At 48.0% G+C, this 15,135-nt stretch carries 10 protein-coding genes; 4 read left to right on the top strand and 6 right to left on the bottom strand.

The features are described 5' to 3' along the window. Positions 1-69: 69 nt before the first annotated feature. The 5 genes from AC0YOB_RS07815 to AC0YOB_RS07795 form a co-directional block, all read right to left on the bottom strand. Entirely contained in the window at positions 70-1,065 is a 996-nt protein-coding gene (locus tag AC0YOB_RS07815) for an aldo/keto reductase (RefSeq protein ID WP_475792369.1), read from the bottom strand. A 313-nt stretch (positions 1,066-1,378) separates the two neighbouring features. Further along, complete coding sequence (locus AC0YOB_RS07810) at positions 1,379-1,810, bottom strand: SRPBCC family protein (RefSeq protein WP_475792368.1); 432 nt, start codon at positions 1,808-1,810, stop codon at positions 1,379-1,381. A gap of 194 nt (positions 1,811-2,004) precedes the next feature. Continuing rightward, on the bottom strand, positions 2,005-3,270 hold the full coding sequence (gene ltrA, locus AC0YOB_RS07805; protein WP_475792367.1) for a group II intron reverse transcriptase/maturase: 1,266 nt from the start codon (positions 3,268-3,270) through the stop codon (positions 2,005-2,007). Between the two features lie 664 nt (positions 3,271-3,934). Then, on the bottom strand, positions 3,935-8,548 hold the full coding sequence (locus AC0YOB_RS07800) for an S-layer homology domain-containing protein (protein ID WP_475792366.1): 4,614 nt from the start codon (positions 8,546-8,548) through the stop codon (positions 3,935-3,937). A 174-nt stretch (positions 8,549-8,722) separates the two neighbouring features. Continuing rightward, on the bottom strand, positions 8,723-9,109 hold the full coding sequence (locus tag AC0YOB_RS07795; RefSeq protein ID WP_475792365.1) for a MerR family transcriptional regulator: 387 nt from the start codon (positions 9,107-9,109) through the stop codon (positions 8,723-8,725). 305 nt (positions 9,110-9,414) lie between these two features. Between AC0YOB_RS07795 and AC0YOB_RS07790 the strand changes: the two genes are divergently transcribed. Both AC0YOB_RS07790 and AC0YOB_RS07785 read left to right on the top strand, forming a co-directional pair. Then, positions 9,415-10,254 (top strand): SDR family NAD(P)-dependent oxidoreductase, encoded by an 840-nt coding sequence (locus tag AC0YOB_RS07790; protein WP_475792364.1) that lies wholly within the window; start codon positions 9,415-9,417, stop codon positions 10,252-10,254. Between the two features lie 362 nt (positions 10,255-10,616). Beyond that, on the top strand, positions 10,617-12,509 hold the full coding sequence (locus AC0YOB_RS07785; protein WP_475792363.1) for a PAS domain S-box protein: 1,893 nt from the start codon (positions 10,617-10,619) through the stop codon (positions 12,507-12,509). A 124-nt stretch (positions 12,510-12,633) separates the two neighbouring features. Here the strand turns inward: AC0YOB_RS07785 and AC0YOB_RS07780 are convergent, their stop codons facing one another. After that, complete coding sequence (locus AC0YOB_RS07780; RefSeq protein ID WP_475792362.1) at positions 12,634-13,521, bottom strand: class I SAM-dependent methyltransferase; 888 nt, start codon at positions 13,519-13,521, stop codon at positions 12,634-12,636. A gap of 293 nt (positions 13,522-13,814) precedes the next feature. On the opposite strand from AC0YOB_RS07780, the gene AC0YOB_RS07775 reads away from it, so the two are divergent. Both AC0YOB_RS07775 and AC0YOB_RS07770 read left to right on the top strand, forming a co-directional pair. Then, positions 13,815-14,627 (top strand): N-acyl homoserine lactonase family protein, encoded by an 813-nt coding sequence (locus AC0YOB_RS07775; protein ID WP_475792361.1) that lies wholly within the window; start codon positions 13,815-13,817, stop codon positions 14,625-14,627. A 20-nt stretch (positions 14,628-14,647) separates the two neighbouring features. Then, the gene (locus tag AC0YOB_RS07770) at positions 14,648-15,082 is read left to right on the top strand and encodes an SRPBCC family protein (RefSeq protein WP_475792360.1); all 435 of its coding nucleotides are present in this window, start codon (positions 14,648-14,650) and stop codon (positions 15,080-15,082) included. Positions 15,083-15,135 lie beyond the last annotated feature (53 nt).

The following is a 15,135-nucleotide window of genomic DNA, read 5'->3' as shown; positions in this document are numbered from 1 at the left end:
ATTAGGATATGATTCAGAAGTTCTCAGGAACATCATCCTGAGAGCTTCTTTTTTTAGTCTTCTGGTTCTTTATTTCTCACTGTCCAATAATGCCATCGAATGTTTGTCATAACGCTCTCCCGCCACCTCTTCGGGGGCAAATACGCTGCCTATATCATTCAATTCCCCGGGAGACAGATGTATTTCCACTGCGTTCAATGCATCGTTCAATTGTGTGCGCTTGCGGGCACCAATCAGCGGAATGATGTTCTCCCCTTGACCGATTACCCACGCAATAGCCAATTGCGCCACATTGGTGCCGTGAGATTCTGCCAATCTGCGCAACTTCTCGACCAGCTCCAGATTACGCTCCAGATTATCCCCCTGGAAACGCGGCCCAAAGTTGCGGATATCCGCCGGATTGCCTGATCGTTCCTTCGCCCATGCTCCGCTCAGAAGCCCCCGGGACAGTACCCCGTACGCACTTAGCGAAATCTTCAGCTCACGCAATACAGGCAAAATCTCCCGCTCAATGCCGCGACTGAACAGAGAATATTCGATTTGCAGCCATGAGACAGGATGCACGGAATGAGCGCGGCGAATGGTATCCACACCTACCTCGGATAATCCGATATGCCGGACGTATCCCGCCTGAACCATGTCCGCGACCGCGCTAACCGTCTCTTCGATCGGTACGTTCGGATCAAGTCTCGCTGGTTGATACAAATCGATATAATCGGTGTCTAGACGTTTTAAAGACTGGGCAAGGAAATTTTTCACGGAAGCAGGACGACCATCGAAGCCGCCCCAACCACCTTTCGGATCGCGCAAGGCACCAAATTTAACAGCGATAAAAGCCTGCTCACGGCTTCTCCCCTTCAGTGCTTCGCTAATCAGCATTTCATTGTGACCTGACCCATAGAAATCTCCGGTATCCAAAAGTGTAATTCCCGCCTCCATCGCCGCGTGGATCGTTGCGATGCTCTCCAGTCGATCCGCATCCCCGTACATATCCGACATCCCCATACAACCGAGTCCGATCGCCGACAATGCTTCGTTGCTTTGGCCAAGATTGCGTTTTAGCATTTTAGGGTTTCCTCCGATTTCGATTTAAATTGCGATTGGTTCTACCAAGTCATAAATCCAGTATGAATGAGAGGTAATCCTTCCACAAGGAGGCACTATTTACTCATCTTGTAACCTTCAGGTGACTTGCTGTTGAATGTAGAGTCCATGCAGGGGTTCATAACAGCTGCCGGAGAACGCGGAAAAGAATATATATCCATATAATGAAAAAAGCCGCGATTATGCGGCGTCTTAGATGACGCCCCTGCCGGGCGTACATAGCAAAGCGCATGCCGATGTCGGCATGCGCTTCTAAAACTGCGAACGTTTTTTATTATTGTACAGCTGTTTCCACATATTTTTTGAAATTATTTATAATGGCCTGCCATCCGGCTTGCTGCATCTCGATGGCGTTGGTCTCTTCCGCGTCGAATGATTCAATGATTCGCGTGTCGTTGTCTTGGCGAATAAAAGCGATCTTCACTTTTCTGCCGTCAGCCATCGTATAGGAGATGCTCTCGTTAATGTTCACCTCGTCGTACACGCCGCCGAAATCAAATCCAAAGCTGCCGTCTTTGGCTTCCATTCTTGAGACGAATTTACCGCCGGGCTTCAGATCATTCTCGGCGTGTGGCGTGTGCCAGTCATCGGAGGCCTTATTCCATTGTTTGATATGCTTCGGTTCCGTCCAATATTCCCACACGCTTTCGACGGGAGAATGAACGATTGTTTCTACTGTAATCGTTACCGGATTACCTGTTCCCATTACATAACCTCCTTATATGACTATGTTATTCTCAAATAATACCATATCATCCACTTGCAGTCGATATGTCTGAAGTCCATGACTCTATGGGTAACTGCCGCACTTAGATTAACAATCCGTCATAATCGAGTAGGAGGGGGCGGCTAGCCCCCGTCCTCTCACACCACCGTACATACCGTTCGGTATACGGCGGTTCATGAAATATTCCGTAGCGAGTTATATCTGTCCGCTAAGCTCTTCAATCCATGGGATTCCCAATAGCGATTATTGAGTGCCCTGCTCAATATTGGACTTCCTGCAATTCGCCAGTACCCTTTTCGGGTATTTCCCCATTCAAAGGCTTTATCCTTAGGCATGCCTAAGGATATAAGCCGTTTGACTTTGGTTTTCGTTTTCTTCCATTGCTTCCAAAGACACATTCTTAGCCTTCTTCGAATCCATTTGTCCATATTCAGAAAGACACTTGGCGTGTCCGCCAGCGAGAAGTATCCGCACCAACCCATTAAGTATTGGTTCAGCTCTTTGATTCGCTCTTCCATCTTCATCGCCCTTCTTCGAGAGGTTATCTCCCGAATCCTGGTCTCTGCTTTCTGTAAGGATTGTTTTGCAATCCTTATCTTAAGCAGCCCTTTTCTCATACTAAAACTAAATCCTAGAAACTTTCGCTTCCATGGATGATCTACCGCGCTCTTTGCTTGGTTTACCTTTAGCTTTAGTCTTCTCTCGATGAATTGGGTAACGGATGCCTTGACTCGTTCGCCTGCTCTTTGGGTTTTCACGTAGATGTTACAATCGTCCGCATACCGGACGAAGCGGTGTCCACGTTTCTCTAATTCTTTGTCCAACTCATCGAGTACGATATTGGATAATAACGGACTAAGAGGTCCGCCTTGTGGCGTCCCTTCATTCGTCGGTTTAACCAAACCGTTCTCCATCACGCCCGATTGCAGGTATTTGCGGATAAGCAGGAGAACTTTCTTATCCTTCACTTTCTCCGAAATCTTCAACATGAGGCGATCATGGTTAACACGGTCAAAGAATTTCTCCAAATCCAGATCGACAACGAATCCATATCCTTCTTTCATGAATTCTCTTGCTTTCCTCACGGCATCATGCCCGCGCCTTTTAGGCCGGAACCCATAACTATGTTCGGAAAATTGTGGATCAAACAATGGGTTTAACACCTGTGCGATTGCTTGCTGGAGCATTCGGTCTGTTACGGTAGGTATACCTAACATCCTGACGCCGCCACCATTCGGTTTCGGGATTTCGACCCGACGTACAGGGCTGGGCTGGCAGGTTCCTTCTTCTATCTCTTTGCGTATCGTCAGCCAGTTTTGTACGATGTGTTCCCGTAGGAATTTTACAGACATGCCATCTACTCCGTGGCTTCCTTTATTTGCTTCTACACGCTTTAATGCTTCAAGAAGGTTTTCCCGGGACAGCAACTGCTCCAACATTTCTACAACTCCTTACGTGATTTGTACTTTCCTCTTGTGCCAGAGATAAGCTCTGCCCTGCCGAAGCCCCACACGGAATTCACCGCTTCCTTCTTTCAGTCAGGTCCTTTCGGATTTTCTGCCTTCACCACTCATCCTGAACGCCTTGATGTACAAATACCTATTTCATGTTCAGCCCTTCCGGGAGCTGTTGCAACAGCTTCCGTACTATGGCCTCTGCTGACTTCTGTACGTTCAGCCTACTTTCACAAGCAGGATTACGAAATTATTTCGCGTTCCGTACAGATCTCCCCAGGTAAGAACGCTATCTTCCTCTCCATCTATCTGCTTCATTTACTCTCGTACGCCTTCGGCAGTAAGGACTTTGGTTTGTACTGCAACCTCATCCAACGTACATTAGCCTCATATGAAGTTCGTGTTCCTCAGACCGGAGATTTGCCGCCGGCTTCCTTCAGATTCCACCTCGCGGTGGACACCCTTGCCTTAAGCTATGACTACTACTGCCTTCACCATTCGGGACTTGAACCCTAGAGATAGCGCCCATGCTGGGTGCACAATAAAAGGAGCTGCCGCGGCAGCTCCTTTATGCGTAAATTATGGAGAGTATCGTTTTACTTGCCCTGGGCAGCTGCAGCAAATTACATGTCTGCATCGGCCCCGGCTGTTATTCACTTAAAAAATCGGTTTCCTTCATGAGGTTCATCATCATTTTCGCTGTTTCGGCACGGGTTGCGAAGCCCGCAGGATTAAAGTTTCCGTTCTCGTCTCCTCCAACGATGTTTAAGGTTGCCAGGACGGAAACTGCTTGCTTGGCATATCCGGCAATGGCAGCGGAATCCTTAAAGCCATCTGCGTCGACAGACGCAGGCTGCTTGTTCAGGTATTTCAATACCCGCAGAAGAATGACAGCTTCTTCCTGCCGTGAAATTTGTTGGTTGGGCTTGAAGCTCCCGTCTTCGTAACCGGTAATAAATCCGCGCTCTCTAACTGCATGGACAACTTCCCCATACCACGCGGATGGCGATACGTCGGTGAAGCTGGATGCTCCATCTTTATCGGCCAGTCCCAAACCGCCGGCCAGCATGGTGACAAATTCAGCGCGGGTTACGTTGCTGCGGGGCTTGAATGTTCCATCCTCGTACCCGTTAATAATCATCTTGTCGGCAAGCGTCTGGATAAATTCCTTGGCCCACGAATTGGCGATATCGGTAAGCGCAGTGCTGTGTCCGAGTACGGCATAGGTCGAGTTATGATCCGCTTTTACAACTGCCACAGCCCGATCCCCAACATTCGGGAAGACGGTCGGGACAGGCGATACAGAACTGTCGTCATGAATGACTGCTCCTACCGATTTTGCAGGATCTGCAGCACTATCGAGTTCAAAAGACCGGTTGATGTAAGTTCCTTCAAAATCGTTGAAATCATAATTCTTGCCGTCGGAAGCTATTGAAATCGCAAACTCAACGGCTTTGGACAGCAGCTTACCTCCGCTCTTGCTGATGGCTTCAAGAGCAGCCGCATCCGAGACTACATTCATCGACACGTTGATGGTCGCCTTTTGTACGGTTGAAGCATCCAGGCCGAGCTTTCTCGCTAGAGCGTCCACGTTCATGAATGCCGCCGGAATTTCGTATGCGAAGCCGTCGCCCTGAAGCACGATCTTCGCCGAAGCCTCCTGTTTGCCTGCTTCCGTCAGCAGTTCCGGCGTAAAGCTCGTAATGGACTTGCCATTCCTGGAAACCGATACAGGCACAACAATGGCTTTAATATTGGCTGTATCAGCCATCATTGCCAGCAGCTCAGTTTCATTGACGGTATTGACGGTTACTCCATCGGCATTTTGCTGAACGGTGACCGGAGCCGTCAGAATGGAAGAAGCGTCTTGCCCCAACAGGGATTTTGTCGCATCACTCACTTTAAAATCATCTTGTCCAGGCGCCGCCGGATTAGACGGTGAAGAAGGCCACGAGTCAATGCCTCTGCGCGTTACATCAACCGAATAGGTTTGCGTTGTCCCGGCTTGGGAGGTAACGACAACGCTGATGTCATTGGAGCCGACACGCAGATTAACCGGATTATCTATCCTCACGCCGTCAAGCTGCAGATACGCGGATGCGCGGCTGTCGGCAGTCTCATAGGTAACGTTGGTTACGGAGACAGCGTTTGGTACAGTCGCCGTATAGGCATAAACATTCCCTGTCACCGTCTGGTCTAATGTAATCCCGCTTAAAGCAAGCGAGCTTAAAGCGGCATTGCTGGAAGCGTCTGGTTTGTCGCCTGGCGTCCGCACCGTAATAGCCGGACCGTTGCTGCTCCAGCCGCCGGAAGTGTCGGCTGTTTCGACCTTGAAATTATAGGTTGTATCTTTGGTCAGGCCCGTGACGCCGTAAGAATTGCCGTAAACCGTATCCATGACCGATCCGTCCTTGTACAACCGGTATTGGGCGTTTTCCGCATGTGTATTCGCAGGCGTCCATGCCAGGGATAAGCTGTTTTGCGTCACATCGCTTGCCGTTAGCTGGCTGTCTTTGGGCCAGTAGTAATCGTTTTTCGATATTTTGATTGAGTCGTACAGATACGGCGCTATCGCGTACCCGTTCGGATCGTTCGCATCATATTCCAGGAAGTACGTGTCCAGCGACATCACGCCATTCTCTATTTTAACAGCCGTAAAACTCTGCTGATGGAGCGAGGTATCATAGGTTGCCGAAGTTTTATCGATAAATTCATAGTCCGGCGAAACATGATACAAGGTGTTGTCGTATTTTATTTTTTGGTACCATTTCGAGTTCCCCATCGTTCCGTTCACGATGTACAAAGGTGAGTCCGGCTTGATGAACACTTCGCTGCCGCTATCTGCCAGCTTTTCAGGCTTGGCATTATAGCCGTCCTTGACAAAGCCCCTCGAAAAGCTATGGTCATGTCCCATCAGCACAGCGTCTATGTTCAACTCCTGTAAAACAGGTGCAAGAGCGACCCTGAGATCGTTAATGTCCTCATCGTCTACATGATCCGTTGCGGCGTAAAGCGATTTATGAAGCATCACGATATGCCAATTTTTATCCGAATCAGCCACATCCTGCTTCAGCCAATCAATCTGCTTGTCCAAGCCTTCCCCGGAGTAGTGCTCCGAGTTAAGCACAGAGAAATGGGCTGGACCGTAGTCGAAGGAATAAACACTTGGCAGCCCCGCGTCCGGGTCGTCCGGATTATTCATATAATATTTAATCATATTTTCCTCATCGTGATTACCCAGCGCAGACACGACAGGAGTTTTCATGAAGGAGTCCTGCCCCGCCTGGAAAAGCACATCCCACTGTCCGTTGGAACTGCCGCTTTCAGTGTGATCTCCGGCAATATAGGTGAAAGACGCACCGGGAAACATCTCTTGCGCTGTCTTGAATGTCGCCGCGCTTGCCGCGCTCGAGTTAGAAACCTGCGGGTCGGCCATGTAAGTGAACATTAACGAGTCATCCGAAGCAGGCGCCGTCTTGAAGCTTCCGGCAGGACTCCAAGTATTCTCGGCGGCATCTCCTACCCGGTAAATATATTCCGTTCCGGGCTCCAGCCCTGTCACGCTTACGCTGTGGAAGTTTCTTATTCCGTCAAAGACCAGCTCGCCCGGGGTCATATGAACTTCTTTGACCTCGTTCTTCCCCTTGAATCTTATGGATTGATTCGACGGAAAAGATGCCGAGTCGGTCTTTTTCACAATCTCAACGGTGCTGTCCGCCAGATCGATATTGTCTGTCGACCAGACGAAGGATGCGCTTGTTTGGGGATCCAATGTAATGGAATTGCTTATATCCTTGGGTATCTTATCGGTCAGAATTGCGTATTTGGTGTATTGCTTGAACTGAGACCAGCCGCTTTCCTTCCCGTCTTCGCTCTGCACCTTAATCCAAAAGGTATACTGCGTTGACGGAGCAAGGCCGGTAAATGTTTTCTGCGGCTGCTGCTCCCATTTGATTTGATCGGTGGTCGGCCGCTTGGCGGATTGAATAATGCTGTAATCCGTAATCTTGGCTTCCCGATCTTCCGTATCGGTCGCATAGACGTCGATGGTGACAGAATCGGACTCGACATCTCCTGCCTGCACCGTTACTTCAATGCTGGAGAGATAGTTATCGAAATCAAAGGCGAGCTCCTGATGCTCGAAGCCTTGCAGCACGGGGGAACTGAACGTTTTGCCTCCGTCGGTAACCGTAAGCATTTCCCATGTATGCCCGAAATCCCAGCCCAGAGCTTCATAGGTAGCCTGGTCATACAACTGTGCATCCGTTTTGGTTGTGCCGTCAAACGATTCGCCGCTGGCGTCGCCAACCTTCTTCATTTTATCGAACGACAAGAGATCCGTGGCAACAGCTTGAGGATACAAATCCACATCCGGGTCGGGATCGGGATCGGGAACTGCCTTTACCCGCCCCACGGCCGAACCTACACTGCCTGAATTGGCAGCTGCTGTCATCAGCGGATTGGCAGCGACACTGTTTCGGATCACGCCGGTTCTCAAATCGCCGACAAGCCCGCCAACTCTTGTATAACCGTCAATGATGCCGGCCGAGTAGCTGTTCTCGATGAGTGTATTGGGGTTCAGAACACGTCCAGCCAGCCCGCCCTGACTGTCTTTGGTCCCTTCTTCCCTGACATTGGCGAGGGAATAACTGTTCCTGATCGTGGGATGCGCGGCCTTGTCCGGAGCGGGCGTCTGCTTGATCGTACCGGAGCTGTACTCCGGAATTCTGCCTGCAATACCGCCTACGCTATGGTCGCTGCCGATGACCTCGCCCGTTACATATACATTCTCGACCGTACCCCACAGCATGCCGGCCACGCCGCCGACCGTTTGTCCGCCGCGGATATACACATCGACAAGGCCAAGGTTTTTGGCAACCGCCTGCACATCGGAATCGCCAAGATGATTGAAAAAACCTACGGTTCCGCTGTTTGGCATATCAATTCTGAGATTAGCTATCACTTTGTGGTTGCCATCGAAGGTGCCGTAAAATCTGCCGAATGGCTCGAAGTTAGTAATCAGCTTCATATCGATATCGTTCATCAGCTTGTAATAACCGTCTTTGGGAATATCGGGATCGCCGAAATTCTGGCTTATATAGAGTAACTGCTCAGGGTTGCTTATTTCGTAGATTCCGTTATTTAAAACAGGCTTGTCCTCCGCAATAACCTCCTCGGCGTAAACTTTAGAGGAGAAATTCGCAAAGAAGGATACAAGCAACACAACTACCAGCAAGGATGACAAAAGCTTATTTCTTGGCATTGTTAAGCTCCTTTCGTTTATGTAACGTTCAACATAACAATCTAGTGTTAATTTTCAACCTCATCTATTTAAAGTTCATGTAAAGGGCACTATCTTAAATCCAGATATGCAACCAAACATAAAAAAAGCCGCAGACGCGCGGCTTCCATTATCGAATCAGAGAAATTTTTTCTTTCATTTTGTCTGCGGCAGATTCACAAGCTTCTCTTCCTGGGCGTCAAATAATGCAAGCTTGTAATTTATCTTTTCTAAGGTTTTGATAAAAAGTGAAATTTGCTCCTCTACTTTGTTTTTTTGACGCATCATCAACGTTCTGCGCTGTTGCAGCGTCTTGCGCCCTCCCTTGTACAGCTCAACATACTCCTTTATTTCCGCGAGTGGCAAGCCCGTTGAACGGAGGACCTGCACCGTTTCAATCCAGTCGATATCAGATTCAGTATACAAACGCACTCCGTTGTCGTCCCGCCTAACATGGGGCAGCACGCTTTCTTTTTCATAGAAGCGTAAAGTATAACGGGAAACTCCCGTTTTCTCGGAAACTTCCTTAATCGTGTAGGCCATATGTCCGCACATCCTTGTTATGGATTAGAGTTACTCTAAGATATTTTACCTTAACATCCCCGTTTTAACTATAAAGAGCCGTTCGCGAGGACGATGGCGCACATGCGAACGATGTCCGGCAGCAACTCAGCAAGCTCAGCCGTGGGGCAAACTCAACCGGTAAATTTGTGGATTCGCCGAACGGGGCGATGTGTTATACGCCGATATCGAGGTTCAGTTGTTTGACTTAGACAGGACTCTAGCCTGTATGCTGTTGATAGCTCTAATAGCTTGACAAATTCATTGCTTGGAAAGGGGAAATTCAATTGAGTACGAAAAAAATCTGGTTCGTTACGGGTGCATCCAAGGGCATGGGGCTGACGTTGGTTAAAACGCTGCTGGCAAGAGGATACAACGTCGCAGCGACGTCGAGAACCGCCCAAGATCTTCAGCGGGCTGTGGGTGAAAACAATCATTTTCTTCCATTGGAGATGAACTTGTCGGATGAGAATGATGTTAAAAGAGCGTTATCCGCAACGGTCGATCGGTTTGGTCGATTGGATGTGGTCGTTAATAATGCGGGTTACGGGCAGGTCGGACCCTTCGAGGAAATTCCTGATGCCACCTCCAGGCAAAATTTCGAAGTCAACGTGTTCGGAACCTTTAATGTGGTGCGTCAGGCGCTGCCTCAGCTCCGAAAACAGAGGTCGGGACATATTATCAACTTCTCATCTACAGCCGGCTTTTACGGGTTCGGCGGAAGCGCCATTTACGCGGCCACCAAATTTGCCATAGACGGAATGAGCGAAGCGCTGGCTCAGGACGTTCAGCCTTTCGGGATTCATGTAACGGCCGTGAAGCCCGGATACTTTCGCACCCAATTTTTATCCCCAGTATCCTTGAAAACGAGTTCGACCCATCTTATCGATGATTATGTTCCCCTCCGGGAAGCCCAGGAATCCGCCCTCAAACAATACGATCAGAATCAACCGGGTGATCCGAAAAAAGGGATGGATGTGCTGATTCGCGCAGCGGAGTCCGAACATCCGCCGCTGCATCTGTTTCTTGGAAAGGATGCTTACGAAGTCGCCCGCACCAAGATCGAAAGCGTTCAACGGGATTTGGCAGCATGGGAAGCTCTCGCTACATCAACAGACTTTGACTAACGTTGTTTAGCCAGGTGCTCCTTTAACAATTGTAAATGGACCTCACTAATTTCAAGACACCCCGTTCAGCCACCAGCTTCTTTAGCGAGAGTTAGACCTATTAATACAGATTTGCATCAAATGGGAGGTTTTAATCGATCATTTTGCATTAGTTGAAGCAATGTGCCCGTTAAATTGATAGCTGTATCTTGAAAGCAGAAAGCTTTGTTGTTGTAATTCCAGGTTAGCGTGACCTGTTTAAATAAGCTAGCAGGCGGGTAATCTATATTGCAGAAACCATTTTGTTTATGAATTGATAAGACCTTCAAAAATGGGGGTCTATTTTTACGTATCCAGTTCCTATACTTATACGGAGGTTAGCCATGCACCGCGTAAACCTGAACCAGGAAGCCTTCAATCAGCAAGTGTTTGAGCATGCTTCGTTCGGAATTGCCCTTGTTGCGCCAGACGGCTTGATTTTGACAGTTAACCCTGCCTTTGAGAGAATCTTTGGCCATACCAGTGCTGAGTTTGAAAACAAGTTTTTTGGCGCTCTCTCTCACCCCGATGATGAGATGGCAAGCTTTGACAATCTCAAGGCGCTGATGGGAGATGATAATAGGGAGGTACAGCTCGAGAAGCGGTATATCAAAAAGAACGGCGACGCGTTGTGGGGACTGCTCTCCGTCAAATTGTTCTGCAACGAGGCGAACCAGCCGATATATTACATTGTCCAAATGATTGACATTACCAAGCAAAAAGAATCAGAACAGCGGCTGCAGGAATCCGTTGAACGGTACACGTCGCTCAAAAAATACAACCACGACGCTGTTATTTCCTTTGGCCTCAACGGCATTATCATTAATGCCAACTCGATGGCGGAAAAGTTGACAGGCTACCAGGTCCACACGGATCTAATCGGGATGGAGCTTTCGAATTTAATTGGGCAGGCTAATGTGAACCTCATTTTAGAAAAGGCGCTTAACGATAATACGATTGAACAGCAAATTGACACGATTGTCACCAAAGACGATGAAGTCGTCGAAGTGCTTACGAGTCTTGCACCGATTTTTGTGAACCAGAAAAATATCGGGTTCTACCTCATCTGCAAGGATATCTCCGAGCAGAAGCAGCTGATGCTGGCAAAGGAGACAGCTGAGTCCACGAACAAAGCCAAGAGCGAGTTTCTGGCTATGATGAGCCATGAAATTCGCACCCCCATGAATGGGGTGGTGGGAATGACGGATATTTTGCTTGATTCCACGGATTTAAATGACGAGCAGCGAGGCTATCTGGAGATCATCAGGAAAAGCGGGGAAACCCTGCTCAACATTATTAATGACATCCTTGATCTTTCCAAAATCGAGGCAGGCCGAAGTGAACTGCAAGAGGATACCGTAGATCTGCGCAACAGCATCAAGGAGAGCTTCGGCGTCATTTCCACGAGAGCCGATGAAAAGCAACTGGAGCTCTCCTACACCGTCAATCACGATGTTCCCGATTTTATTTACTGCGATGCCGATCGCTTGAAACAGGTGCTCCTAAACCTACTCGGAAATGCCGTCAAATTTACAATCAAGGGCAGCATTTCGGTTAAGGTGATGCGAGTGAAGGAAAGTCCTCCCCGGTTGGCCTTTATTGTAACGGATACAGGCATCGGGATAGATCCTCAGCGTCTTAATGACATTTTTGAACCGTTTGCGCAGCTTGACAGTTTTATGGTGCGCAGACACGAAGGAACTGGACTTGGTCTTGCCATCAGCCGCAAAATCGCCGAGATGATGGATGGTGAGATTTACGCTGAGAGTGACGGTAAGAGCGGCTCGACGTTTACCTTTACCATCCCGCTAAAGCAATCATCGAAACCCAACCGTGAAGATGTGTGCATGCAAATGCATCAAACGTCACGCAAGGCGAACATATTGGTTGCTGAAGACAATCCCATCAATCAGCTGGTACTGACGAAAATGCTTGAAAAAATGGGGCATACGGTTACCAATGTCACAAACGGCATCGATGTTGTCGAAGCAACGCGCAAAGAGCCGTTTGATCTCATCTTCATGGATCTGCACATGCCGATTGTGAACGGCCTGGATGCAGCGAAGAAGATAAAAGAAGAGCTCAAGGAGCAAAGTCCCCGCATCGTCGCAGTCACAGCCAATGCCCTAAAGGGCGACCGGGAAAAGTGCATAGCTGCGGGGATGGACGAGTATGTAAGCAAGCCTGTAAAGCGCGATGTCATCCTAAAGCTTTTAAACCAATTTGTGAACGAATAGAAAAAGGCCGAACGTTTAAAACGTTCGGCCTTTTTCTATATTCAGAGATATATCGCTTTCCATCAGTTGAAAGCAATGTCGTTAGCCTGATGAAAGGGCTGCTGCCCGGCAGCCCGGCATTGTGCTATCGTGCTTCGTCAGCTTCATGTTCCTTGCCCGCTTTGTACCAATGCAATGCTTTTCGTTCCAACTCTTTCACAAACGCCCAATCCTTTCGACGGGCGACATGGAGAACAGCGCCCCAGTGGCGGTGAACCGACTTTTCTGGACGGCTATTAAGGCGAACTCGAATTTCGTTGAAGAGCTTGTCGCGTTTCCATTCCTCCATAAGTATGTGTCCGGAGAAAGTTTCGAGCAGTTTAATGTACTCATCAACATGATAAATACGCTCCCAATCGAAGTGTCGAACGTGAACCACCTCAAACAGCCCGCTTTTCTCAATCTCGTCTCTTTGCTCGTGCAGCTCGCCTGGCCGCGGCCATTCGTTGTTGTCTACCGATTTACCCTCGCCGATCTCATGGTAAACGGCTTGAATTTCACGGAAGAATGGGTCCCCGCCATCCCGAAAAACGTGATCTGCGTTCCAAAATGCCAGATGTCCGCCTGGACGAAGGATTTGCCATGCCTTGAGGTATCGAACTTCGGGATCAACCCACTTCCAAGCGGTTGCAGCGAATAGCAGATCAAACCCTTTCTTCGTCTCTGGTTGCCAGTCCTCGATACTTCCCGTGATTATGTCAACGTCCATTCCGACAAGGTTTTGACGGGCAACTGCAGCGAGCTCAGCGCCAAGTTCTACGCACGTAATTTTAAATCCGCGCTTGGCTAACGGAAGAGTAGCCTTTCCTGTAGCACAACCCACTTCCAACAAACGATCGCCTAGATGCAAATCCGCCGCATGAATTAAATCATCGAACAATTCTTCCGGGTAATCCGGACGCGCCTGCTGATAAAGGCTCGCGGATTGTTCAAATGACTTGCGCAATATCTTATAGTCATTCTTCCCGTACATTATATTCCTCCTTGTATGTTACTCATCATTAGCAACGAGCCATTATCACAGGCCAGACATACAGTTTCTAGATCAGCATCTATATGGATTCCTCCATTGATGACTCCATTCCTCAATCATATTTTACCAGATTAGACCTATACTCCTCCGTAATTTAATAGATAGAGGGATGCAATTTCCCAATCAGGATCGATTGTGGGCGTTACCGTGCAGAATTTTCCTTGACAATAGATGACGTATCACTTATTATCGGGATATAGATGACACATCATTTAATTATGAGGAGAAAAAACATGAGCCAAATTAAAATTCACGTTCTGCACACGGGAAGCGTCAATGTTGATCGCGCGTTGCCGTTTAAGGAGAAAACACTTCACCCCTTGCCTTTCTCGGGTTGGCTGCGTCCCAATAGCTGGAGAATGTGGGTTCCCGTTTCTGCCTATTTGATTGAGCACCCGAAGGGACTCATTTTGGTCGATGCCGGCTGGCATGAAGATATGCGCGTGAACGTGCGCAAACATCTCGGCTTCTTGACAAGCACTATGATCTCTGGAGTATTGCCCCCAGGACAATCCATAAGGGAACAACTGCAGCGTTTGGGGTATACGGATAAGGATCTTGATCTTGTCATTATGACTCATCTGCATTCCGACCATGTCAGCGGAATTAAACATGTTAGCGGTGCAAAACGCATTATTGTTTCGGATTTGGAGTGGAAGGCGGCGCTAAAAGACCGCAACTATATTAAATCCATGTGGGAAGGTGTAAACATGGAAAAGTTCGATATGAAATCTATTCCTCACGGTCCCTACAAGAAAGGTTTGGATTTGTTCGGGGATGGTTCAATCTACCTCATACTGACACCTGGACATAGTGCAGGCATGGTCTCTTTACTTGTCAAAACCGATGATGGCTGGGTCTTGCTTGGCAGCGATGTCGGATATGCCAGAAAATCGTGGGAACAACATGTACTGCCAGGTGTGACGACAAGCATGGAAGAAGCGGATAAATCTCTAACGTGGCTGGGCGAGTTTTCCAAACGGGACGATTGCAGAATGGTCATTGTCAATCACGATCCCGAGATTGCGCCTCAAATAATAACTTGAAAAACAAGGAGGAGTCAGCGTTGGAAATTTCATTTAGCAATGAAATTATTATGGACAGCAGTGTGGATCAAATTTATGACTATCTGAGTAAAATGGAGAACTTTTCAATTTGGAATTATGCAGTTATTCGTGTAGAGGCGGTAGAAGATCACAAGGATACCTACAGGTTAGTAAGGAATTTAGGTCAACATGCAGAAATAGAAACGATCACTATCATTAAGGCTCAAAAAAACAAATTTCTGCAATTTCAAGCGACCGGAGTCAGATTTTCTTATGAAATGAACTATGAACTCAAGCAACTGGGAAATAAAACGTTGCTGGCCAATTATGCGACAATGAAGCCGAACGGTATTAGCGGCGTGTTGCTTAAGCTTTTAAAGGGAAATATACAAAATGAAGTAAAGAATAATCTGCTTGTATTAAAAAACATTATGGAAGAGATAGGATTGCCTTGACAGCTTATCGGAAAAATTCAATGTTCGACGATTCAAGATTTTCATTTTTCATT

The sequence above is a fragment of the Paenibacillus sp. JT31N17 genome, from assembly GCF_056269255.1.
Note: the sequence above shows the minus strand (reverse complement) of the source record. Positions and strands in the feature narration are given on the sequence as shown.

Excerpts from the sequence above, each read along its gene's own strand:
- AC0YOB_RS07780 (WP_475792362.1), bottom strand. The coding sequence starts at position 13,521 with ATGTACGGGAAGAATGACTATAAGATATTGCGCAAGTCATTTGAACAA.
- ltrA (WP_475792367.1), bottom strand. The coding sequence starts at position 3,270 with ATGTTGGAGCAGTTGCTGTCCCGGGAAAACCTTCTTGAAGCATTAAAG.
- AC0YOB_RS07810 (WP_475792368.1), bottom strand. The coding sequence starts at position 1,810 with ATGGGAACAGGTAATCCGGTAACGATTACAGTAGAAACAATCGTTCAT.
- AC0YOB_RS07815 (WP_475792369.1), bottom strand. The coding sequence starts at position 1,065 with ATGCTAAAACGCAATCTTGGCCAAAGCAACGAAGCATTGTCGGCGATC.
- AC0YOB_RS07795 (WP_475792365.1), bottom strand. The coding sequence starts at position 9,109 with ATGGCCTACACGATTAAGGAAGTTTCCGAGAAAACGGGAGTTTCCCGT.
- AC0YOB_RS07785 (WP_475792363.1), top strand. The coding sequence starts at position 10,617 with ATGCACCGCGTAAACCTGAACCAGGAAGCCTTCAATCAGCAAGTGTTT.
- AC0YOB_RS07800 (WP_475792366.1), bottom strand. The coding sequence starts at position 8,548 with ATGCCAAGAAATAAGCTTTTGTCATCCTTGCTGGTAGTTGTGTTGCTT.
- AC0YOB_RS07775 (WP_475792361.1), top strand. The coding sequence starts at position 13,815 with ATGAGCCAAATTAAAATTCACGTTCTGCACACGGGAAGCGTCAATGTT.